We start from the raw sequence: 23,026 nt of genomic DNA, 5'->3' as shown, positions 1-23,026 counted from the left end.
TCAATGAGCCCCAAAGGCCAACCGTCAGCGGTCAACTCCGGAACCAGCCCTGCCGGCACCGTCCCAGCCCTTGATGGTCTTCGGCGTGCCCTGGGTGAGGACCGGACGTTCGCACGGGTCAGGCCCGAGGCTTCGCGGCCCTTCAGCGAACGCAGCAGCGACTACCAGATCAGCGCCCCCGCCGGCTTGAGGGCGGCACTGCTAGCGGACATGGCCGACGGCCTCGCCTCCCAAAATCTTGAAGCCAGCGCCGTGGTGTTGGCAGTGACGGCGACCGGCCGCGAAGCCGAGGACCTTACCGCGGCCTTGGCCGCCTATCTCCCGGCGGACTCGGTGGCTGCCTTCCCCAGCTGGGAAACCCTGCCGCATGAAAGGCTTTCCCCGCGCTCGGACACGGTGGGCCGCAGGCTCTCGGTCCTTCGCCGCCTGGCCCACCCGGAGAGCTCGACGGCGGGTCCCTTGCGGGTGGTCGTGGCGCCAGTCCGCGCAGTGGTCCAGCCGGTCGTGGCAGGCCTGGGGGAACTGGTCCCCGTGACGTTGCGCGTGGGGCAGGAAATGCCCTTCAGCGACGTGGTACGCCGCCTTGCCGATGCCGCCTATTCGCGCGTGGACATGGTGACCCACCGCGGCGAATTCGCCGTCAGGGGCGGTATTTTGGACGTTTTCCCTCCTACCGAGGACCACCCGATCAGGGTGGAATTCTTCGGGGACGAGGTGGATCAGATGCGGTGGTTTGCGGTGGCGGACCAGCGTTCGCTCTCCGGACCGGCCGTGCACCACCCGAGCGAATTGCACGCCCCGCCTTGCAGGGAGATCCTCATCACGCCGTCGGTCATGTCACGGGCGGCCAAGCTCAAGGCTGACATGCCTGCCGCCGCGGACATGCTGGAAAAGATCGCCGGTGGCATCGCCGTCGAGGGCATGGAGTCCCTTGCCCCGGTCCTGGTGGACGCCATGGTGCCTTTCGTAAACCAGTTGCCGGCCGGTTCGATCGGCGTTGTCATTGAGCCGGAGAAGGTCCGCACGCGCGCGCATGACCTCGCGGCCACCAACGAGGAGTTCCTCGAGGCGGCCTGGTCAACGGCGTCCGACGGCGGAACGGTGCCTTTGGCATTGAACACAGCTCTGGCTTCGCATGCGGCCGCCAGCCTCCATGAGGCCAGCTTCCAGTCCCTGACGGACACCCGGAGCGCGGCGCTGAACCACGGTGTCTCTTGGTGGTCCATCACCTCGTTGGCCACGGACGAAGAACTGGTCCTTGATATCGACGTCTTGAACCTGCAGGCCCGTGAACCGCGCGGCTACCAAGGCGACGTTGCGGAGATGCTCGACTTCATCGGCTCCCACGTGCGTGACCAATGGCGCATCGTGGTGGCCACGGACGGACCCGGGCCCGCCCAGCGCCTCGCCGAGTTGTTCCATGATGCCGACATCCCGTGCTCCCGGGTGGATTCCCTGGACCATGAACCGCAGGCCGGCATCATCGAGGTGACCACTGCCGCCGTCGGACGCGGTTTTGTCCTGGACGGACTCAAGCTGGGGCTGCTCACAGAAGCGGACCTCCTGGGACGCACGTCGGCGGGGTCCACGAAGGACATGCGGCGCATGCCCTCCAAGCGGCGCAACGCGGTGGACCCCCTCCAGTTGCACGCGGGCGACTTCGTGGTCCACGAACAGCACGGGATCGGGAAGTTCGTGGAGCTGATCCAGCGCAAGGTGGCTGGCTCCTCTGCCGGTCCCTCCGGGGGAGACGCCGGCCTTCGGGAGTACCTCGTCCTCGAGTACGCGGCGTCCAAGCGCGGTGCCCCCGGCGACCGGCTTTTCGTACCCACTGACCAGCTCGACCAGGTGACCCGCTACGTCGGGGGCGACACGCCCTCGTTGAGCAAGATGGGCGGAGCCGACTGGGCGAGCACCAAGTCCAAGGCCCGCAAGGCCGTCAAGGAAATCGCGGGGGAGCTCATCAGGCTGTATTCGGCGCGTATGGCCTCGCGCGGGCACGCCTTCGCTCCGGACACCCCGTGGCAGCGGGAACTTGAGGAAGCTTTCCCGTATGTGGAGACGCCGGACCAGCTCACCACTATCAACGAAGTCAAAGCCGACATGGAGCGCGAGATTCCCATGGACCGGCTGGTCTCCGGCGACGTCGGCTACGGAAAGACCGAAATCGCGGTCCGGGCTGCATTCAAGGCCGTCCAGGATGGCAAACAGGTCGCGGTACTGGTTCCCACCACGCTGCTGGCACAGCAGCACTATGAGACGTTTACCGAGCGCTTCTCCGGATTCCCCTTGCGGGTCAAGCCGCTGTCACGGTTCCAAGGTGCGAAGGAAGCCAAAGAGACCATGGAGGGAGTCAAGAGCGGCTCCGTGGATGTGGTCATCGGCACGCACCGGCTGCTGTCGAAGGACTTCGAGTTCAAGGATCTCGGTTTGGTGATCGTCGATGAAGAGCAGCGCTTCGGTGTGGAGCACAAGGAAGCCCTCAAAAAGATGCGCACCAACGTGGACGTCCTGGCCATGAGCGCCACTCCCATCCCGCGCACCTTGGAAATGTCCCTCACGGGGATCCGCGAAACGTCCACGCTGGCCACGCCTCCCGAGGAACGGCACCCCGTGCTGACGTATGTCGGGCCGTTCACCAACAAGCAGACCTCCGCGGCGATCCGGCGCGAACTCATGCGCGAGGGCCAGGTGTTCTTCGTCCACAACCGAGTGTCCTCCATTGAGCGCATCGCCGCCCAGATCCGGGAACTCGTCCCCGAAGCCCGCGTTGAGGTGGCTCATGGGCAAATGTCCGAGAGCCGCCTGGAAAAGATCATCGTGGACTTCTGGGAGAAGCGCTTCGACGTCCTGGTCTGTACCACCATCATTGAGACCGGCCTGGATATTTCCAATGCCAACACCCTGATTGTGGACGGCGCGGACAAGTACGGCCTCTCCCAGCTCCACCAGCTGCGCGGCCGCGTGGGTCGTGGCCGCGAACGCGCCTATGCCTACTTCCTGTATCCATCCGAGAAGCCCTTGGGCGAAGTGGCGCTCGAACGGCTCAAAGCCGTGGCAACCCACAACGAGCTCGGGGCGGGAATGCAGTTGGCCATGAAGGACCTCGAAATCCGCGGCGCAGGCAACCTCTTGGGCGGGGAACAGTCCGGGCACATCCAAGGCGTCGGATTCGACCTGTACATCCGTTTGGTGGGTGAAGCCGTGGCTGAATACCGCGGCGAGGCCGAGGAGAAGGCAGCCGAGATGAAGATCGAGCTGCCCGTCAATGCCCACTTGCCGCATGACTATGTACCGGGCGAACGCCTGCGGCTGGAGGCCTACCGGAAACTGGCCGCCGCCATCACCAACGAGGCGATCGACGAAGTGTTGGCCGAACTCGTGGACCGCTACGGTGAGCCGCCGCTGCCGGCCCAAAACCTCATTGCCGTGGCCCGCTTCAGGGTGGGCGCCCGCGAAGCCGGGCTGTCCGACGTCGCGCTCCAAGGCAACTTCATCCGGTTCTCGCCCGCCCAACTGCCCGAATCCAAGGTCATACGGCTCAACCGGATGTACCCGGGCTCGCAGATCAAGCCTGCCCTCGACGCCGTGCTCATCCCCAAGCCCAAGACGGCGAGGATCGGCGGCCGCGACCTGCAGGACGCCGAGATCCTGGAATGGGCCAACACCGTGATCGAGGCTGTATTTTCGGCTTCGCCGGGTTCGCCGGGTTCGCCGCGAACGGCTGGCTGAACCGATGATGGGAGGACATCACGCCGCGTCGGGAGCCGCGGCGTGGATAGCTATTGCTTCAACCGGCCCGTACGCCTTGGGCTGGTACCCGCTGGACGCCACCGGAATCCTCATCGGTGCGATGACGACGGCGGGAACCGCACTCGTGTGCGATTGGGACCACCGCGCGAGCACCATCGCCCACTCGCTGCCGCCGCTGTCCAACGTAATCGCCGTCGGGATCGAGAAGGCCAGCGGGGGACACCGGCAGGGAACCCATTCACTGTTGGGCGCCTCGGCGTTCGTGGTGCTCGCCGCCATGGCTGCCCAGTTCCAGCTGGATACCCCGGTAGGCCGTTTGTCTGTCGGGGCGGGGCTGTTGTGCATGTTCATGGTCAACCTCGCCGCCAAAGCCCTCAAGCTGTTCCCGAAATCGGGGTGGATCTCCAATTGGGTGTTCGCTCTCGCTATCGCCGGGCTGGTCACATGGTTTGCTCCGCACCAATGGAGCTGGCTGCCCTTGGCCATGCTCACCGGCGTCGTAGTCCACATCGTCGGCGACATGATCACCACCGGGGGAGTGCCGCTGCTGTGGCCCATCGTCATCAAGCCGCCGAAGTTCTGGCGCAAGCTGCCCCTGGTCAGCGGGATCTGGCGGTCCAACGGTGCGTTTTCCATCCCCTTGCTGGGCAAGGCCGGTTCGCGGCGGGAGTGGCTGGTCCTGACTCCCGTGAGCGGCTACGCCATGGTTGGGCTCGGCCTGGCGGCGTGGGCGTTGCTCCGAAACAAGTGGCCGGCACTCCTGGCCCTCGTGGTCGGGTTGGGTGGTTGACGGTGGAATCTAGAACTTCGACTGGCCACCTGTGCTGACGGTTCCCACCGCGTTGCCTGCCTTGTCCGCTGCGCCCGGTGCCGGAGTGTAAACCGGAGTAGCCGGTGATAGGCCAGTTCCCGCCGCACCACCCGAGCCGTCGGTGTTGAAGGTGATGACCAAGGTTCCCGTGGACTGGGTCCAGGCCATGGTCGCCGCGAAGGTCCGCGCCGCGGTGCCTGTGTTGTAGGGGGCATTGAGGGAGACGCTGCCAAATGCGGGTGCCGTGCAGCTCGGGCTGAAGAATGTCAGTACGTTGCCCGTGCTGATGCTTGCAGTGCCTGCGACGCTCTGGGTGGCGGAGGTGGAATTCCAGGCACTGCACAGGGTGTGTGCGTCCATGTCCGTCGAAAAGACGATGGAGAGGGTGTCTCCTTTATCGGCTGTCTTTGCCGTGCCGCCGTTGGCCATCGTGACGGCGCTGACCGTCGGGGCTGTTGTGTCGATCGTGACCGTCTGGGTCTGGGAGTCGCTGGGGTTCCCTGCGACGTCCGTCGCGGAGTAGTAGACCGTGTGCGTGCCTTCGCCGCTGACGGCCACCGCTGCGGTGGCCGCGTTGACGGTGGCCGGCGCGAGGTTGTCCACGTGGTAGGTAATGGAAGCAATGCCCGAACCGCCAACGTCAGTCGCGCTGAGGTTTACTGTCACCGTGCTGGTCCTGTTGTAGCCCAAGGAATTTGGCGTTGGCGAGATTGAGGCAACTCCCACCACAGGCTTTGTAGTATCGATCTTGACCGCCTGGGTCTGCGTATTACTCGTGTTCCCTGCGACATCCGTGGCCGTGTAGGAGACCGAATGAGTGCCGTCGCCCGTGACGCTCACCGCGGCGGTGGCCGCATATACGGTCACCGTACTGCCGCCGTCCACCGTGTACTGGATGTTCGCGACGCCGGATCCGCCGGCGTTGTCCACGGCACTGAGGTTCACGGTTACCGGACTGGTGTTGTTGTAGCCTGCGCCGTTAGGCGTTGGCGAGACGGAGGTGACGCTGATGGTCGGTGGTGTCGAATCACTGTTGACGCCACCGCTCCGTGCGCTCTCCGCGCCTGTCCAGAGGGAAATGACGGGGGTGACTGTGTAGTACCAGGTCCCGGCAGGGAGGTTTTGCTCCACGCAGCTGAGAGTGGACACCGTCCCTGTGCAGCCTCCTCCAGCGGCGATCTTGGTGCCGCCCGAAGCAGTCGAGTAGCGGGCCACGGTGTAGCCCGCTACTGCGTGTCCGCCCGGCGTGGCGACGGCCGCCCAGCTGACCGTGGCATTTGTACCGTTCAGCGAAGCCACCGGAGAGCCGCCCTGCGGCATGGCGTCCGCTTTTGCAGCCCCGAAATTGCTGCTGCTCAGCGTCTGCCAGAAGGCGTTGGCCGCCGGACCGCCCCAGGAGATGAAGAGCACCGCCAGGAGCGTCCATGAGACGCGGCGGCGGAGTGTGTGCCTGTTGCCACGGCTTGCAGCGTGCTTGGGCTTGTTCATTTGCGGACCGCCATCGTCACTGGAATTTGGAATACGGCGCCTTGGCAGCTGGATTGTGAAGCCGTCGACATGGACGCCGCAGCTGGCAAGGTGATCAGAATGGAGGAATTCGCCGGTATGGATACCGTCGGCGTCAAAGGAGCGGCCGGGGCGTTGAACGTCACGCCCGTGGTGGTGCACAGCGGGTGGGAGGCATCCGCGGTGGCGGTTCCGTTCGCGGTGAAACTGTACACCTGGACCGCGAAGGCATTCGGGTTGCTCGCGCGGACAATTACGTCAGCTGTACTGCCCGGAACCAGGGTGGTTGCCGGACTGTCACCGGCGATGAAGGCGTCCACGGTCACCGTCTGCATGGTGGCGCTGGTGGCCGAGCCGCTGCCGATCCCGAAGGTGGACCAATAGGCGTAGGCCGTCCCGACTCCCAGCACCAAGCTGAATACGGCAGCCGTCGCGACTGCTTTGGCTGCCGCCAAGGAGCCGGTCTTCATCCACCTGTTCGCTCTCATGTCAATTGACCGCATTTCAGTTGCCCTGTCCCGTTCCGGAGTAGGAAAGCTGGAGGGTTGCGCCTTTGCAACCGTCCTGGTTAAGCGACGTGTCCAACATCCTTATCTGCGGCCACCGAGCTGCCGGAATTCCGCTCCCGGAAAGCGATGAATTGCCCGGCGGGGCAGAGATCGGATAGCTGCCGCTGAATTGGGTCACTGCGTAGTCCGAAGGATTGCACGGCCGGTTGTTAGCTACGGCCTGGGCGGTCCTGGTGATTCCCGTGATGGAAACTGTCAGGCCCGTGACGTTGAGACTGGAATTGCCCGGATTCGTCAATTGAAGATTAATCGGTACTGCGTTGCCCGGTGCCAGAAACCCGGTGGGGTCACCTGAGATGGTGAACGGTTGGTGCTGGCCGGCGGTCACCGTCAAGGAGACGACGACGGCGGCGGACTGCAACGTCCCGCTGGTGCCCTTGACGCTCAGGGCGTAGGTCCCAAGAGGTGTGGCGGAGGTCGTGGACACGTCGAGGTTCGCTGGAGCGGATCCTGGCCCGGCAGTGACGACTGTGGGCGAAAACGATGCTGTGGCACCTGCCGGCAGCCCCGAGATTGTCAGGGAGACGTTGCCAACAAACCCGCCCGAGGGCTGGACCACGACGTTATAGCTTGCCGTTGTTCCCTGGGTGACCGACGTGCTGGTTGGGGCAAGCTGCAAGGTGATGCCCTTTGGCGGGTTTTGGTTGCCATTACTACCGGCTGCGAGCACTACGCCCGAGGTGAGGGTTACCAAGAGAAGGCCAACGAGAAGTATTTTGGCCCCCGCACGGACGATGCGAAGCGGCGAGTGGAATAACTCCTGGATGCTCTGCACCGGTTCCTCCTTGGGGTTTGGCCTGCGTGGTCTTTACGGGGTGGTTCTCTACTGCGTGTTCTGTACGGCAGGGTGCACAAACTGGTGGGCCCGTGACGGGCCCACCAGTTGGTGACTAGCGGCTGGCGTAGGAGAGGTTGACAGTCGCGCCCTTGCAGGCGTCCTGGTTCGTGCCGGCCTTATCGTTGAACGCGATCGTCGCACCGCTCCAGCCGTCGACGCCCGTGCCGCTGGCCACCTCGTGGCCGACGGGCATCACTCCGCCGAGGAGCGTGTAGTCGCTCGAATCGCAGGTACCGGCAACACCGGCAGCCTTGGTCACGCTTGCGATGGTGGCCGTCACGTCAGTAACGTAGACCGGGCTCGTGTTCGGGTTGTTGAAATTGCCGCTCAGAGTCTGGGGTGCACCGCCAGGCTGCAGACCGGTGACGACGCTGGTTTGCACGGCCGTGATGGTGGTGTTTGTCCCTGTTGCTCCGGAGCCGGAACCGCTACCGGTGTTGGTCCAGTAGGCGTAGGCGGCTCCGCCGCTTGCTGCCACGAGGACAATTGTTGCTGCGGCCGCGTAGACTTTTCCTTTTTTGCTCAATTTGCGCATGAGTGAGACTCCTTTTTGAAATGGTTTTCCCCAGAACAGGCGACAGCCGCAATGAATTCGAAATTTCCAACCCTTGCTTCGATTGCCCATTCAATCGATGACCAAATGCTGACACGGGCGATGTTTAGCTAACAACGAGTGGAGTTACCTGTTTTTCCCATTCAAGACGAGTGGTACTACTTGGTTTGCGAACCGGCTCGGTCACCACTTACGACTGTTTGTGGCGGAAAAACGACGGCGACACGCCCAACTTGGGGGCGTGTTCGCCGCCGTTCGCGTTCAAAGTTGGTCAAAAGTTGTGGTGGCTTAAATGAAAAGTGGCCCCGGACCGAAGTCCGGGGCCACAGCTTTGCAGTTGCTTTCTTAGCTTTCGCCGGCCGAGTTGGAGCGGCCAAGGATGGTCTGCGGAATCCAGAAGGCGAGGCCGAAGAGGACCAGGCAGATGGCCATCGGCCAAGTGTTCTCCAACGTCAGGTAAGTCAGGGAGTAGATGGCGCCGAGGAACAGGACCATGCTGATCACAAAGAGCAGAATGCTCTGGCCCAAAGGGTTCTCTTTTTCGACGGGCTGGCTGGCGTTCTGGGACATGGTTTCCTCCTCGGCCCCGGGGGGCTCAAAAACTATGGCGGCTGCCGGGAAATTCAGTACGCGGATGAACCCTGTTCACCCTTGACGATGGCAATTCCGGAGCTCGCACCGATACGTGTTGCACCAGCAGCAATCATAACCTGTGCATCAGCCAGGGAGCGTACTCCACCGGAGGCCTTGACACCGAGGTCCGGGCCCACTGTCTTGCGCATGAGGGCCACGTCTTCCACCGTGGCGCCGCCGCCATTGAAACCAGTTGAGGTCTTGACGAAGTCCGCCCCGGCCTCGACGGCGGCCTCGCAAGCCAGGACCTTCTGCTCGTCAGTCAGCAGGGCAGTCTCGATGATTACCTTCAGGATGGCTCCGCCAGCGTGGACCGCGTCCGCTACGGCCGTTATGTCATCCACCAACGCGCCCTTGTCCCCGGCACGTGCCGCGGCGATGTTGATCACCATGTCGATTTCGTCCGCACCGTCCAGCACGGCGCCGCGTGCTTCGAAAGCCTTGACGTCGCTGGGAGTGGCGCCGAGCGGGAAGCCGACAACCGAGCAGGTGAGCACTCCTGAACCTTTGAGGGCCGTCGTGACGGTCTTGACCCAGATCGGATTGACGCAGACCGACTTGAACTTGTATTCGGCCGCCTCCGCGCAGATCTGGCGCACCTCGGCTTCGCTGGCCTCTGGCTTGAGGAGCGTGTGGTCGATGTATGAAGCGATGCTTGCGCTATTGTCCAGTGCAGTGGAGGCTTCGTTGCTCATGGAGGTCCTTCCGTGGCGGGCCCGGTGTGCCGCAAGGGTCGCGGCTCGTCAAATGACCATCTTGCCACACTGCCTGCGGCCGCGGAGGCTCCCTCAGGGGGCTGTGCGGGCCCGGGCATGGACCCGCACAGCCGCTTTCGCGCCGGCCATCCGGTTCAGGCCGCGGCGACGGCGGAGCGTGCGGAACGCAGGGACGGTTTGGGACGGGACGTGCGGAGCCTGGCGTCTTCCACAAGCCGTGCAGCGCAGTGCGCGGCTGCGGTATGCGAGGAGAAGATGAGCCCAAGGCGCATGTCGTCCCGGGAGGCGGCGTCGCCGATCGCCCAGATGCCCGGTACCGAAGTGGCGAAGTCCCGCCCCACCCTGATGCCGCCGTCGGGAGCTGTTTGCAGGCCGGCACTTTCAGCGAGCTCGTTGCGGGGCAGCCGTTCCTCGGCGAGCACCACAAGATCGCCATTCATGCTGCTCCCGTCCTCGAAGAGGATCCCGGTAGCCGGCAGGACCGAACCGGCGACCGACGGCATGACGGCGGTTGGACGCAAGGTGGTGCGAATGGGCCGGACTCCGCGGGCGCGCAGCACGGCCTCGGCCTGGCCGGCGGCCGGACCGGTGCCCACCAAAATCCCCAGCGGGCGGCGGCCCAGAACGCGGGAGATGTCCTGGACCGCGGTGCCGATCTGCTCCGCGTCGTCGATCGTGGAGTAACTCAGGCTGCGCGCTCAGCCTTGGACCGGCGGGTACATGGGGGAGGAGCCAGTGGCAATGACCAATTGATCGTAGGTAAATTCGAGGCCCTCGCTGGTGGTGACGGTGCGGGCCTGGGCATCGATGAAGCTCGCGGCCTGGCCGAAACGCACGGAGACATGGGGGAGGGCTGCGAGCTCAAGGAGCGAATCGGGGCATTCGTCGCGGTTGCTTAGCACGGTGATGCTGCCGTGGAACGTTGCTTTTCCAGGCTGTCGCGTGGTGGTGTCGCCGGCCAGGTGGCGGACCAGGGCCTGGGCTGCGGGCCCGGCTCCTGCGATAACGATGTGGACTGAAGCTGCGGACGGGGTGGTGGACATGGTGGGTCCCTTCGCTGAACTGGGCTGTGGTGGATGTGCCCGTGTCCAGCGTAGGCGCGCGGTTTTTCGGTGGTGTTTCCCCGCTGTTGCCGTTTGGCGGTGACCCGTTCCCTGATGGTTACCAACCGGTAATGAGGTGGGTCACACGGGGTGGGCGGGGCCGGAATCTGTCCATGCCGCGGAGTTATCGCTTGGGAGGCGCCGTTGAGTTACGGACTACCAGCCCGGGATTGAGTCGCTCGTCCGCGATGGGAGCATCGGGATTGTTGAGCCGTTCCATGGCTACGGCTCCGGCGACGCTTCCCAGTTCCATCGCGTGCAGGTCGACCGAGGTCAGGTCGATGCCGTGGAGCCGGCCGATCCGCGAATTGTCGTAGCCCACCAGCGACAGGTCCCGGGGAATGGCCAGGCCCCTGGCGTAGGCGGCTTCGCGTGCCGCCAACGCGAATTCGTCGTTGTGGGTGAAGATGGCTGTCGGGCGATCCGTGGCGTCCAGCAGTTCAGCTGCAGCGCGTTGCCCGGCGTCTTGCGTGAAGTCATCGGCCGATACGGTCCAGGGAACAAGGCTCGCACCGCGCATTGTCTTTTCGTAGCTTTTTCGGCGGACCGTGTGGCCTTCGTAGTCGGGCCCGGCAAGGTGGGCGATCCGGGTGTGTCCCAGCCCGAGCAGGTGTTCAGTGGCGGCTCGGGCGCCGGCATCGTCGTCGGAGTAGATGCTGTCCACGCCGGCTACTGCCCGCGCGACGCTGACGATCGGGACGATTTGGGCCAGCTCCCGCACTCGTTCGTCCGGGTCGAGCAGGGTTGCGGCGATGATAATCCCCACCCGTGCCTCGATCAGCGATTCCACGGCCCCCGGATCCACGCCGTCGATCGACTGGGAGACGCTCAGGATGAGTCGGTTGCGGGCCTGGGGGAGTGACATCCTCACGCCGCTGAGGATGTCCGCATAGACCTCGTTGTGGATGTCCATCAGGTAGAGTCCGACGGCGGAGCGATGCTTGCGTGCCAGTTCTGCGGCGGCCGCGTTGGGCCGGTAACCGAGGCGTTTCGCGGCGTCGAATATGGCCTGCTTGGTCTGGCCGCTGACACCAGGAGCATCGCGGAATGCGAAAGACACGAGCGTGCGGGAGACGCCGACTTCACGAGCCACATCGTTTTGCGTTGCGGGACGGAACTGCCGGTCAAGACCCATGGGTTCATCTTCCCACGGCGAAGCAGTCGCAATCGAGTCATTTGTTAGTTTGACCTTACATTTATCTCTTTCGCGCGTTAGTCTAGTGTTCACAGCGGGTGCATGACCCGCATCACAAGACAAAGGAGTCCTGATGTCTGCTACCCAAAGCCACAGGGGAGTCGGCAGCGCAGTGGCGCTTCCTCCACTGACCAACGGCCCGCATCGTCAGCGCCTTGGCATGGTCGCCCTGATCGCCACCTTCGGTGGGCTGCTGTTCGGCTATGACACTGGTGTCATCAACGGGGCGCTCAGGCCAATGACGGCCGAACTCGACCTCACCCCGTTCACCGAGGGAATCGTTGCAAGCTCTCTTGTCTTCGCCGCGGCGATCGGCGCGCTCTCGGGCGGCCGTGTCTCGGATGGGTGGGGGCGTCGCAAGACCATCATTCTGCTGGCGGTGCTGTTCTTCGTCGGCACCTTGGTGTGCGTGTTCACTCCGAATTTCGGGGTGCTCGTCGTCGGCCGTATACTGCTCGGTCTCGCGGTAGGTGGCGCGTCGGCGGTGGTCCCGGTGTTCCTGGCTGAGATGGCCCCATATGAGGTCCGCGGTTCCTTGGCCGGCCGCAATGAGCTCATGATCGTCGTCGGCCAGCTGGCGGCCTTCGTCGTCAACGCCGTCATCGGCATCGTGTGGGGTGACGTTCCGGGTGTGTGGCGGATCATGCTTACCGTCTGTGCGTTGCCGGCGATCGCGCTGTTCTTCGGTATGCTCCGTGTGCCTGAGTCGCCGCGCTGGCTCGTGGAAAAGGGCCGGCACGATGAGGCCCTCGCCGTGCTGCGTTCCGTCCGCTCCGAGGACCGCGCGATCGCGGAGCTTAGTGAGGTCGAGAACGTCGCGAAGGAGGAGCAGGAGAGCCAGCAGATCGGTTGGCGAGCGGTGTTCAGCAACAAGAACCTGTTCCGTATCCTGCTTGTTGGCATCGGCCTGGGAGTCGCCCAACAGCTGACCGGCATCAACTCGATCATGTATTACGGCCAGACGGTGCTCGTCGAGTCTGGCTTCAATGAGAGCGGCGCGCTCATCGCGAACATCGCGCCCGGCGTGATCGCCGTGGTCGGCGGCATCATCGCCTTATCGCTCATGGACCGGATCGACCGTCGCAAGACCTTCATCCTCGGTCTCTCACTGACCACCAGCTGCCACCTGCTCATCGGGTTCGCGTCAATGATATTGCCCGTGGGCAACCCGATCCGCCCGTTTGTGATCCTCTTCCTGGTGGTTGCCTTTGTCGGGTCCATGCAGACGTTCTTGAACGTCGCGGTGTGGGTCTACCTGTCTGAGGTCTTTCCTCTGCACATGCGCGGCTTCGGCACCGGCGTCTCGATCTTCTTCCTCTGGGTCGTCAACGGCTTCCTTTCGCTGTTCTTCCCGTCGCTGGTCGCGGGAGTCGGGATCACAGGTACCTTTTTCCTCTTCGCCGTGGTCGGGGCGCTGGCCCTGGCCTTCGTCGTCAAACAGGTCCCCGAAACCCGTGGCCGCACCCTGGAAGCACTCGAGGAAGACGTCACCACCGGTGCTATCTACCTGGTCCGCGGGAACCCGAGCTAGACCCGGAGCCGGTAGCCCCGCTTGACCACGGTTTCCACGAGGGTCGCGTCCGGCAGCGAGGACCGCAAACGGCTCACCGTCATGTCCAGGGCGTGGACCGAGCCACGCAATTCCAGAAGGTCGGAAAGCGCCTCGCGGGACAGCACGGCGCCCCCGGCACCCAAAAGCGCTCGCAGGAGAAGCAGCGGAGCCGGGGCCAGTTCCACCGCTGAACCGTCGATCCTCAAGCAGCGGCCGCGCAGCTCGATGTTCCCTGCGGGAGTGTCGAGCCGGCGCACATGGTTCAGGGCCAGGTGTTCGGTGACGAGGCGGATCAGCGCGCCCATGCGGTAACGGTCCGGGATGAGCGGGGCGAGTCCGGCGTCGATGAGCGGCTGTGCGGTAACAGGTCCGACGGCGGCAACGGTCACCTGGGTCTTGAGGGCCTCGAGCAGCTGGAGGTACAGGCCCATCTCGTGGGCCGTGCTCCACATGGCGTCCACGGCGGGCGCGCTCGTGAAGGTGAGCACATCCAAGTCTCCACTGCAGGCGGCTTCGATGAGGCGCGGAAGCTTGTCTTCGCCGTCGGGCCTTACCCAGCGGTAGGGCGTGACGGTGAGGACCGTCGCGCCGGACATCCGGAGGCGCTCCAGCTGGCGGACGTCGGTGTAGCCATGCAACTGCACGGCGACGGTTTTCCCGCGGACGCCTTCCTGAAGGAGCAGGTCCACCAATGTGGCGGTGGTTTCGTCACTGCTGATCCCGACGTCGGCAAGGCCGGCCGCGCGGACCGCACCGCGGGCTTTCGGACCCCGCACGAACATGCGGCAGGCTGCGAGGACGTCGAGAAGTTGCTCGCCGATGCCGAAGGAGTCCGCGGCTTCGCACCAGCGGCGCATGCCGTAGGCGGTGGTGGCGATGCAGATATCGGGCTTGGCCGCGATGATGGTTTTCGTGTCCTCAATGAGCGTGATGTCTTCCTGGACCGGCGCGATCTTCAACGCGGGGGCGTGCAGCACGGAAGCACCGCGCCTTTCGAGCGCCTCGATTAAGTCGCGTGAACGCCGGTGTGAAGTCACTCCGATGCGGAAACCGTCCAGGGGCGCATCGTCGTTTGGTCCAGGGGTGGCCAATGGCGAGCCTGCATCGAGGGAATCAAGTGCATTCAACGTAGTCATTTGTGTTCTTTCAGGCTTCAAAGAGGGAAGCTGCGAGGCGGTCGAGGTCTGCGGTGGCTTCGGCGTGGGCGCGGTTGCATTCGGCTACCCGCACCACCTCGCCGATGACAAGGACGGCCGGGTTGGCGCAGCTTGCAGCTGCGGTTTCGATGGTACCGAGTTCGGCGATGGTGGTTCGCTGTCCGGGGCGGTAGCCGCGTTCAACGACCGCCACGGGCGTTGCGTGATCCATCCCGGCCCGCCGGAGCCCGGCGGCGAGTTGGGGGAGGGTGCCGATGCCCATGAGGACCACGATTGTCCCGCCGAGCCCGGCCAAGTGCAAATGCTCCTTCTCGGTCAGTGGTGCGTGGCCTGAGACAACCGTGAACATGTGGCTGACCTCGCGGTGCGTGACAGGAATGCCGGCGGCCGCCGGGACCGAGATGGCGCTCGTAACACCCGGGATGACGCGGACCGGGATGCCCGTCCGCACGCAAGCGCTGACTTCTTCGCCGCCCCGGCCGAAGACATAGGGGTCGCCTCCTTTGAGCCGAACCACGTTCTTGCCCGTCAGTGCGGCGTCGACCATGAGTTTTTCGATGTCGCGTTGGGCGACCTTGTGATGCCCGGGGCTCTTGCCGACGTCCACCAGTTCAGCGGAAGTGAGGTGCGCCAGCTCCGCCTGAGGGGCGAGCCTGTCGTAGAAGACGACGTCGGCGTCCCGCAGCGCAGTGAGCGCGCCCACGGTCAGCAGCTCGAGGCTGCCGGGACCGCCGCCGACGAGGGTGACGTGGCCCGACTCGCCCGCAGCAGGTTCACTGGCGATGGGGATCCCTGCTTCCCGGCAGCGATCGAGCAGGGGCTCCCAGCCACGCTGGCCGTCGTCGACTGCCGCGACCAGGAAGGGACGTTCGGGCAGAGGACCGTCAGTGTCGGCTCCATCCGGGGTGCTGAGCCGGTACACGGCGGCGCCGGCGGCTTCGTAGCGCCGGACGGCCTGCCGTGCGGCGTGGGCCGAGCCTGTGACCAGAACGTCGCGGCCTGTGAGGTCGATGGTGAGCTGCATGGGTTGCTCCTTAGTCCTGGCTGCGAACAGGGATCGTGCTGGCGATGAGCACACGGCCCTTTTCTTCGTTGGTGGCGGGGCGGATCTGCCCGCGTTCGGGGACGAAGGTGATGGCGTCGTCTTGTTGCTCGGGGGCGTTGACGAAGGAACGGAAGCGGCGCAGGCGTTCGGGGTCTTTGAGGGTCTCGGCCCATTCGTCCTGGTAGGTGTCGATGTGGCGGGCCATGGCGGACTCGAGTTCGTTGGCGATGCCGAGGGAGTCGTTCACCACGACGTCCTGGACGTGTTGGAGGCCGCCGTCGAGTTCTTCCTGCCAGCGTGCGGTGCGTTGGAGCCGGTCGGCCGTGCGGATGTAGTACATGAGGTACCGGTCGATGTATTTGATCAGGGTGTCATCGTCCAGGTCCTGGGCGAGGAGCTGGGCATGGGCGGGCAGGAAGCCGCCGTTGCCGCCGACGTAGAGGTTCCAGCCTTTGTCGGTGGCGATGACGCCAACGTCCTTGCCGCGCGCCTCGGCGCATTCGCGGGCACAGCCGGAGACGCCCATTTTGAGTTTGTGCGGGCTGCGCAGGCCGCGGTAGCGCAGCTCCAGGTTGATGGCCATGGCCACCGAGTCCTGGACGCCGTAGCGGCACCAGGTGGAGCCCACGCAGCTCTTCACGGTGCGCAGGCTCTTGCCGTAGGCCTGGCCTGACTCGAAGCCGGCGTCGACGAGTTCCTTCCAGATGTCCGGGAGCTGCTCGAGGCGGGCACCGAACATGTCGATGCGCTGCCCGCCGGTGATCTTCGTGTACAGCCCATACTTCTCTGCAACCGCGGCGATCACCCCCAAACCCTTCGGGGTGATCTCACCGCCGGCGATCCGGGGGACCACAGAGTAGGTGCCGTCCTTCTGCATGTTGGCCAAGGCGCGGTCGTTCGTGTCCTGCAGGGTGCCGCGGCCGGCGCCGAGGACGTATTCGCTGTTCTGGGAAGCGAGGATCGAGGCGATGACCGGCTTGCAGATGTCGCAGCCGGCGCCCTTGCCGTATTTGGCCAGGATGTCTTCGAATGAGGTCAGTTCCAGGACGCGGATCGCGTCGAAGAGTTCCTGGCGGGAGAGCTCGAAGTGTTCGCACAGTGCCTTGGAGACCTCGATGCCGGACTTCTTCAGTTCGCCTTCGAGGAGCTTCTTGAGCATCGGCACGCAGGATCCGCACTGGGTTCCGGCCCGGGAACAGGCCTTCAGTTCGCCGAGTTCCTGGACGGGCGCGTTGCCTTCGCAGGTGCCGCAGCCTTTGATCGCGTCGCGGATGGACCCGGCGGCCACGTTGTTGCAGGAGCACAGGATCGCGTCGTCGGGCAGTTCGGTTTCGGGGGCTTCCCCGCCGCCGGCGGCGGTGAGGTAGGCGCCGGGTTCGGCGGGCAGCTCCCGGCCCAGTAGCGGGCGCAGGCTCATGTACGGGGTGGCGTCGCCAACGAAGATGCCGCCCAGGAGGGTCTTGGCGTCATCGGTGGTGACGATTTTCTGGTAGACGCCGCGGGCCGGGTCGGCGTAGACGATTTCCAGGGAGTGCTCAGTTGTGGCGAACGCGTCGCCGAAGCTGGCCACGTCCACGCCGGAGAGCTTGAGCTTGGTGGCCGTGTCGAAGCCGGGGAATGTCGCTTGCCCGCCGTGCAGGCGGTCGGCCACGATCTCGGCCATCGTGTTCGCCGGCGCCACCAGCCCCAGGCACATGCCCTCGAAGTTCGCCACCTCACCGATGGCCCAAATGCCCGGGACCGCGGTGGCGCAGTGGTCGTTGATGACTACGCCACCCTTCTTGCCCAGTTGGAACAGCGGCTCTCCTCCTTCGCCGGCACGGAACAGCTCATCGCGGGGCCGGATGCCGATGGAGGCTATGACCATGTCAGCGGGGATGATGCGGCCGTCCTTCATGAGGACACCGGTGACCTGGCCGTCGTCGTCGGACAAAACTTCGGCGGGGTAGGTTCCGGTAAGAACCTCGAGTCCCTTGGCCGTGACGAGCCGGCCCAGTGCCTGGCCCGCGCCTTCATCCAGTTGGGCATTCATGAGCCAGCGTGAACCATTGATGACGGTGGCCTGCGCGCCCAGCTCCATGGTGCCGGCCGCTGCTTCCAAGCCGAGGAGGCCGCCACCGATGGTCACGGTTTTGACGGTCCGGCCGAGCTTTTCGGTGAGCTGGGCGATGGCTTTGTTGATGGCCCAGACGTCGTCGAGCGTGCGGTAGACATGGGCGAGTTCGCCGCCGGGGAAGGGTAGCTGCGCCGCGTCAGAGCCGGTCGCCACCACCAGGTGGTCGTAGAAGTAGCTGTTGCCGGCCGCGGTTTCCACGGACTTGGCCCCGGGGTTGATCTTGACCACGCGCTCGCCTGTGCGCAGGTCCAGCGCATCGTGCTCCCACATGGACATGTCGCCCAAGGTGAGGTTGCAGTCCACATCGGTCAGCGCCTTGCTCAGGGTGACCCGGTCATACGGAACGTGATCTTCCTCTGCCAGGACCGTGACGTGCCAGCCCTCAAGGCCGCGGGTATGCATGGCATCGGCAAAACGGTGGGCCGCAGGGCCTCCGCCGGCAACAACAATACGGCGCTGGTTTTCTGGGGTGGAAGTGTGTCCGGTCACTGGTGGCCTTTCGCATACGCCGCAGAACGTACTCCGCAACTTGTCACTTCAGGCTACGGACGGGCAGTTTCTCCTCAGTTTCCCTTTTGTTTCGTGGTCTTAACTTCTGGGTCACGGTTGGATGTCGGGACGAGTGAGGTCTCTTTTACTCCCCGGACACATTGACAGCGTTCCGGTGAAACACTCCCCGCCTACGTTGAGGGTATGGCTGCTTGGCGGCCAGCGCCTGGACGGAACGGACAGCACCCGTCCGGCCGCAGGCATACTGAGAGGGGTTGACATGACTGTCATTCTGGAGCGGAAAGAACAACGTGTGCGCGAGTCGACGGCGTCCGGCTGGCACCGCGTATGCCCGCTGGACGAGCTGGAGCCGGCTTGGGGCGAGGCAGCCTTGATCGAGGGTGTGCAGGTGGCGCTTTTCCGCGTCGACGCCGAAAATGTCTACGCAGTGGCCCAACAGGACCCGGCAACGTTGGCCAACGTCATGGCCCGCGGCATCACCGGTTCCCGCGGATCACGCCCCACCATCGCTTCGCCGTTGCACAAAGAGGTCTACGACCTGCAGACCGGTGAGTGCTATTCCAACCCCGGGCTTCGGCTTCCGGCCTTCAGGACCCGCATGGTTGACGGCTTCATCGAAGTTGAGGTTTAGCTCAGAGTCCCAGCGCTTCGCGGACATCGGCGAGGATCTGGTCCAAAGTGCTCCGAGCATCGTGTCGGGTTTCTGCGAGTTCCGCCGCGGAACCGACCGACTTGATGACCTCCAGGTAGCACTTGAGCTTCGGCTCGGTGCCGCTAGGCCGGATGATGACGCGGCTCAGGTCCTTGGTCAGGTAGAGGAGGCCATCCGTTGGGGGCAGTTGTTCGCTTCCCTCGGCCAAGTCCACGAATGTCTCGATGGCGGAACCGCCAAAGGACTCCGGCGGATCGGCCCGAAGGCGGTTCATCATGGCGTCCAGCAAACCAAGGTCCGCCACCCGGATGCTGAGCTGGTCGCTCGCATGTAGTCCGTGCACCAGGTAGATCTCGTCCAAGGTGTCGAAGATCGTTTTTCCTTCGGCCTTGGCCGCCGCCGCTAGTTCGGCGATGAGCAAGGAGGCGGAAATGCCATCCTTATCCCGGACGAGTTCGGGCGCGACGCAGTAACCCAAGGCTTCCTCGTAGCCGTACACGAGTCCCGGCACGCGGGAAATCCACTTGAATCCCGTCAAGGTTTCCTCATGGGAAAATCCAGCCGCCGTCGCGATCCGCGCGAGCAAGCGTGACGAGACGATCGAATTGGCAAAAACGCCCCGGTTCGCGTCGCTAAGCCGGGCGTCGACGGCGTGCCTGGCCACGACGTGTGCGCCCAGCAGGGCGCCTACTTCGTCGCCGCGCAACATCCGCCAAGCACCCGTGTCCGGGTCCTTCGCCGCAACCGCCGCGCGATCGGCGTCGGGGTCGTTGGCCAGCACGAGGTCCGCGTCCAAGCGCGCCGCTGCCGCCAAAGCCAGATCCAGGGCCCCGGGCTCCTCCGGGTTCGGGAAGCTGACCGTGGGAAAGTCCGGATCCGGTGCGGCTTGCTCTTCCACGAGGGAGACGTCCGTGAAGCCCGCCGCATTGAGTACCGACACCGCAGTCTCGCCACCCACGCCGTGCATGGGGGTCAAGACGATCTTCAGCTCCCGGGCCGGGAAGTTCCCGACGTCGGCCAGCCCGGCCATCGCAGCTTCATACTCGTCGGTGATGGAAGAGGGCAGCTCGGTCCAGCCGGATTCGGCTAGTTCAATGGAATCCAAGGGGCCCACGGCTTCGATGCTCGCGGCGATCTGCGAATCGTAGGGCGCCACGATCTGGGATCCTTGGCCGCTTTCCTCGACGGCCCGGCCGCCCAGGTACACCTTGTATCCGTTGTCCTGCGGCGGGTTGTGGCTCGCTGTGACCATGACGCCGCCGTCGCAATCGAGGGAACGGACCGCATAAGCGAGCAGCGGGGTGGGAAGCGCAGAAGGCATCAGGAACGTTTCGATCCCCGCGGCCGTAAAGATGGCAGCGGACTCGCGTGCGAAGACGTCTGAGTTGTGCCTCGCGTCATAGCCGACGACGGCGCGCGGCCGCCTTCCGGCGGCAGCCGCCTCAACGGCGTCCTTGAGGAAGGCCGCCAAGCCTGCGGCTGCCCGCCGCACCACGACGCGGTTCATCCTGTTGGGACCGGGGCCGAGGGCCGCTCGAAGTCCCGCGGTACCGAACTGCAGCGTTCCACTGAAGCTGTCTTCAAGCTGTTGACGGGCTGCGGCAACGCCGTTGGAGGCGAGTTCGATCAGTTCGGACAGGGCTGCAGCAGTGACCGGGTCCGGGTCCTGGGCAGCCCACTCGGCGGCGTCGGATATCAGCTTTTCAAATGCGGCATCGCTCGATGTCATAGTGACAAAGCTATCGTCAAAGACAATGAATGCCGAGGTCGATGGCTATGGCAAGAGTCACAGTACGGCCACTCCGGCAGCGTCAGGGGTGCTGCCGGAGTGGCCACGCGTAGGATTTTGCTCAATCATTCGAATGGACAAACTGCGGGAGTCCGGAATCTGGCGGCCGCAGGCTGCGATGGACGAAATGATTGAGCAGAATCCGACGGCGGGTTCGCTATTTGCTCTTCGTGGGCCGGGTCCGCGCAAGGGCTGTGACGCCCGCGGCCAAGCCGATCAAACCGGCAGCGAGTCCGAACCAGCCCGCCGTGGATCCTGCGTCGCTGGATGCCGTCGATGCCGCAGCCGACGGACCCGGGGTCGCGGACGGGGAGGACGTGGAGGATGCGGCTGTGTCACTGGCCGTAGTCACGAACGAGGGAGCCGGGTGTTCCGGTTCCGGCTGGCCTTCAACGGTCTTCTCGTCCCACTTCACCACTGTGCCGTCGGTGTAGCTCTGGGTTGCGGGCAAGGTGATGGTGGTGCCGGCGTCGGGCAGGGCACCCACGGAGATCGAGAACGCCTGGTATTCGTTCTGCCCGATCTGGTGGGCGGCGTCCGCGGTCCAGACGACCGAAGTGATCGCCTTGGTCACGGTTGCCCCTGCGACCGTGATGGGTTTGGGCAGCGTGGTGGTGACAAGCTCGGCCGTCCAGCCCTCGACCGGTTTCACGGATACCGCGTTGAAGGGAGTGTCGGTGGGGAGTGAGACTTCGAGCTTGTTGGTCTTGGCCGTCGCGGACTCGTTGGGGACGTTGAACGTCAGATGGGTGTAGCCGCCCGCTGCCGGGTCGTCGGGGTCTACGTTGACGTGTGCCGAGGCGGCCGAGACGCCGAAGGCAAGCAGCCCGGCAGCCATTGCGGCGGCGCAGGCGGTTTTGAGGGTACGGCGGTGGGAGGTCTTCATGGCAATGGTGCCCTTTCACAAAGGAAAAGCGGGAGGGGACCGGGACGGACGTAGCTCCGGACCGGTGAATGCAGCGAATCGCCGCCTATGCCTGCCCGTCTGTGAAAGGGGAGGGTTTCAGGCGGCGGACACCAGGGCAGGCGGACCACGCCGGGAAGGAAGCCGAAGGCCGGTCAGACCTCGAGGACGCACATCGGGGATCGGGCAGGGGACGGGCGTCTGAAGTGGTTGGATCGCTGTCGGAGCAGGGAGCTGGATCAACGGGCGCAGCCAGGCCGCCAGCGCCCATAATGCTTGTTCGCCCCGTGCGAGCACCAGCGCCGTGCCCAAGGTTGCAACGGTGTGCGCCGCGAGCATTTGCCAGTCGCTTGCCGCCACGTGGGTTGAGGCGGCGCTTAGGGTATCCGCGGCTGGCACAAATACGACATGTCCTGCATGCCCGGACTGCAGGCGAGACGCAGAGGAAGCCCCGGACAGGGCGCAGAACGCCCAGTGAAGGCAAAGCTGCCCGGCCCCCAGCAGCCCCGCGAGGACCGGCACCGAAAGCCGGTAGCGCGTCAGGATTGCGACGGGGAGGATTGTCAGCGCACAGAGTGCCGTCAGAATGGCGGGTGCAGGCAGGTTACCGCCGCCGGCCAGGTGGCCGCCCGCAGCCAAGCCCAGAATGATCGAACCGATCAGGCTGGTGCGCAAGAACCGGAACGGCGCGGATGTCATGATCGACGGTCCTTTCCGGTTCGGGGTCGTGGCGGAGAATCACTGAAATTCTACTGTGCAACGAACTCCGGAAGAGCCGGGGAGCCTTGACTCCCCGGCTGCTCGATCAAAGCTTCGCGATGATGTCCGCCAGGAGGCGCGAGATGCGTGCACCCGCGGTCTGGCCTGCCTCGATGACTTCCTGGTGGCTCAGGGGTACCGGGCTGATGCCCGCGGCCAGGTTGGTCACCAGGGAGATGCCGAAGACCTCCATGCCTGCGTGCCGGCCTGCGATTGCCTCCAAAGCGGTGGACATGCCCACCAAGTCCGCGCCGATTCGCTTGGCGTACTGGACCTCGGCCGGAGTTTCGTAGTGCGGGCCGGTGAATTGGGCGTAGACGCCTTGGTCGAGCGTGGGATCCACTTCGCGCGCCAGGTCACGGATGCGGGAGGAATAGAGGTCCGTGAGGTCGACGAACGTGGCTCCTTCAAGGGGAGAAGCCGCAGTCAGGTTGATGTGGTCGCTGATCAACACGGGAGTGCCGGGAGTCCACGCTTCGTTCAGGCCACCGCAGCCGTTGGTCACCACCAGGGTCTTGCATCCCGCCGCCGCAGCCGTGCGCACACCGTGGACCACTGCGCGAACGCCTTTGCCTTCGTAGTAGTGGGTACGCGCTCCCAGGACGAGGGCGCGCTTGCCCTCCTTCGTCAGGACCGAGCGGATGGTGCCCACATGCCCCTCAACGGCAGGGGCGTGGAATCCCGGAACTTCCGACGCCGTGAGGGTCGCCGTCGTTTCGCCTATGAGATCCGCAGCCGCGCCCCAGCCTGAGCCGAGTACGAGCGCGACGTCGTGGGATTCGACGCCGGTCTCCGCCGCGATGTAGTCGGCCGCAGCTTCGGCGGCCTCGAATGGGTCTGTGTTCATCAGCTCTGTGTTACTCAC

General features: G+C 64.7%; 18 protein-coding genes and 1 pseudogene. 4 read left to right on the top strand and 15 right to left on the bottom strand.

The annotated features are described in order from the left end of the window. The first annotated feature begins 3 nt into the window (after positions 1-3). Entirely contained in the window at positions 4-3,732 is a 3,729-nt protein-coding gene (mfd, locus tag J2S96_RS08870) for a transcription-repair coupling factor (protein ID WP_306861960.1), read from the top strand. Between the two features lie 4 nt (positions 3,733-3,736). Then, a complete protein-coding gene (locus J2S96_RS08865) occupies positions 3,737-4,543 on the top strand; it encodes a metal-dependent hydrolase (RefSeq protein ID WP_306861958.1) in 807 nt (268 codons plus the stop codon). A gap of 9 nt (positions 4,544-4,552) precedes the next feature. Here J2S96_RS08865 and J2S96_RS08860 read toward each other — a convergent pair whose 3' ends face one another. From J2S96_RS08860 to J2S96_RS08825, 8 genes and pseudogenes are all read right to left on the bottom strand, one after another. Then, positions 4,553-6,052 (bottom strand): OmpL47-type beta-barrel domain-containing protein, encoded by a 1,500-nt coding sequence (locus tag J2S96_RS08860; protein ID WP_306861956.1) that lies wholly within the window; start codon positions 6,050-6,052, stop codon positions 4,553-4,555. Beyond that, a complete protein-coding gene (locus J2S96_RS08855; RefSeq protein ID WP_306861954.1) occupies positions 6,049-6,558 on the bottom strand; it encodes a hypothetical protein in 510 nt (169 codons plus the stop codon). Before J2S96_RS08855 ends, J2S96_RS08860 begins: the two co-directional genes overlap by 4 nt. A gap of 16 nt (positions 6,559-6,574) precedes the next feature. Further along, positions 6,575-7,414: a COG1470 family protein gene (locus tag J2S96_RS08850; protein WP_306861952.1), complete on the bottom strand. Its 840-nt coding sequence runs from the start codon at positions 7,412-7,414 to the stop codon at positions 6,575-6,577. 115 nt (positions 7,415-7,529) lie between these two features. Beyond that, positions 7,530-8,012 (bottom strand): hypothetical protein, encoded by a 483-nt coding sequence (locus J2S96_RS08845; protein ID WP_306861950.1) that lies wholly within the window; start codon positions 8,010-8,012, stop codon positions 7,530-7,532. A gap of 363 nt (positions 8,013-8,375) precedes the next feature. After that, positions 8,376-8,600 carry a hypothetical protein gene (locus J2S96_RS08840; RefSeq protein WP_306861948.1) on the bottom strand — a complete coding sequence of 75 codons (225 nt, stop codon included), beginning with the start codon at positions 8,598-8,600 and terminating at the stop codon, positions 8,376-8,378. Positions 8,601-8,653: 53 nt separating this feature from the next. Then, the gene (gene deoC / locus J2S96_RS08835; protein ID WP_306861946.1) at positions 8,654-9,358 is read right to left on the bottom strand and encodes a deoxyribose-phosphate aldolase; all 705 of its coding nucleotides are present in this window, start codon (positions 9,356-9,358) and stop codon (positions 8,654-8,656) included. Between the two features lie 155 nt (positions 9,359-9,513). Next, a pseudogene (locus J2S96_RS08830) lies at positions 9,514-10,422 on the bottom strand (FAD-dependent oxidoreductase). Between the two features lie 184 nt (positions 10,423-10,606). After that, on the bottom strand, positions 10,607-11,617 hold the full coding sequence (locus J2S96_RS08825) for a LacI family DNA-binding transcriptional regulator (RefSeq protein WP_306861944.1): 1,011 nt from the start codon (positions 11,615-11,617) through the stop codon (positions 10,607-10,609). A 133-nt stretch (positions 11,618-11,750) separates the two neighbouring features. Here J2S96_RS08825 and J2S96_RS08820 point away from each other — a divergent pair, with 133 nt between their 5' ends. Beyond that, entirely contained in the window at positions 11,751-13,208 is a 1,458-nt protein-coding gene (locus J2S96_RS08820; protein ID WP_306861942.1) for a sugar porter family MFS transporter, read from the top strand. Here J2S96_RS08820 and J2S96_RS08815 read toward each other — a convergent pair. From J2S96_RS08815 to nirB, 3 genes are read right to left on the bottom strand one after another with little or no spacing between them, the layout of a single operon-like run. Next, a complete protein-coding gene (locus tag J2S96_RS08815; protein WP_306861940.1) occupies positions 13,205-14,365 on the bottom strand; it encodes a uroporphyrinogen-III synthase in 1,161 nt (386 codons plus the stop codon). The two genes, J2S96_RS08820 and J2S96_RS08815, sit on opposite strands and share 4 nt — an antisense overlap. Positions 14,366-14,375: 10 nt before the next feature. Next, the gene (gene cobA, locus J2S96_RS08810) at positions 14,376-15,410 is read right to left on the bottom strand and encodes a uroporphyrinogen-III C-methyltransferase (RefSeq protein WP_306861938.1); all 1,035 of its coding nucleotides are present in this window, start codon (positions 15,408-15,410) and stop codon (positions 14,376-14,378) included. 10 nt (positions 15,411-15,420) lie between these two features. After that, positions 15,421-18,036, bottom strand: coding sequence for a nitrite reductase large subunit NirB (gene nirB, locus J2S96_RS08805; RefSeq protein ID WP_306861936.1), 2,616 nt, complete (start codon positions 18,034-18,036; stop codon positions 15,421-15,423). Between the two features lie 280 nt (positions 18,037-18,316). On the opposite strand from nirB, the gene nirD reads away from it, so the two are divergent. After that, a complete protein-coding gene (gene nirD / locus J2S96_RS08800; RefSeq protein ID WP_306861934.1) occupies positions 18,317-18,688 on the top strand; it encodes a nitrite reductase small subunit NirD in 372 nt (123 codons plus the stop codon). A gap of 1 nt (position 18,689) precedes the next feature. Here the strand turns inward: nirD and J2S96_RS08795 are convergent, their stop codons facing one another. From J2S96_RS08795 to J2S96_RS08780, 4 genes are all read right to left on the bottom strand, one after another. Continuing rightward, positions 18,690-20,438: a phospho-sugar mutase gene (locus J2S96_RS08795; protein WP_306861932.1), complete on the bottom strand. Its 1,749-nt coding sequence runs from the start codon at positions 20,436-20,438 to the stop codon at positions 18,690-18,692. Between the two features lie 217 nt (positions 20,439-20,655). Continuing rightward, positions 20,656-21,384, bottom strand: coding sequence for a YcnI family copper-binding membrane protein (locus tag J2S96_RS08790; protein WP_306861929.1), 729 nt, complete (start codon positions 21,382-21,384; stop codon positions 20,656-20,658). Between the two features lie 117 nt (positions 21,385-21,501). After that, positions 21,502-22,101, bottom strand: a complete 600-nt coding sequence (locus tag J2S96_RS08785; protein WP_306861927.1) for a hypothetical protein — start codon at positions 22,099-22,101, stop codon at positions 21,502-21,504. A 106-nt stretch (positions 22,102-22,207) separates the two neighbouring features. Next, complete coding sequence (locus J2S96_RS08780) at positions 22,208-23,008, bottom strand: purine-nucleoside phosphorylase (protein ID WP_306861925.1); 801 nt, start codon at positions 23,006-23,008, stop codon at positions 22,208-22,210. Between the last annotated feature and the right edge of the window lie 18 nt (positions 23,009-23,026).

It is taken from the genome of Arthrobacter bambusae, from assembly GCF_030812595.1.
Lineage (GTDB): Bacteria > Actinomycetota > Actinomycetes > Actinomycetales > Micrococcaceae > Arthrobacter > Arthrobacter bambusae_B.
The sequence above is the reverse complement of the archived record's forward strand: the minus strand, read 5'-3'. Positions and strand labels throughout refer to the sequence as shown.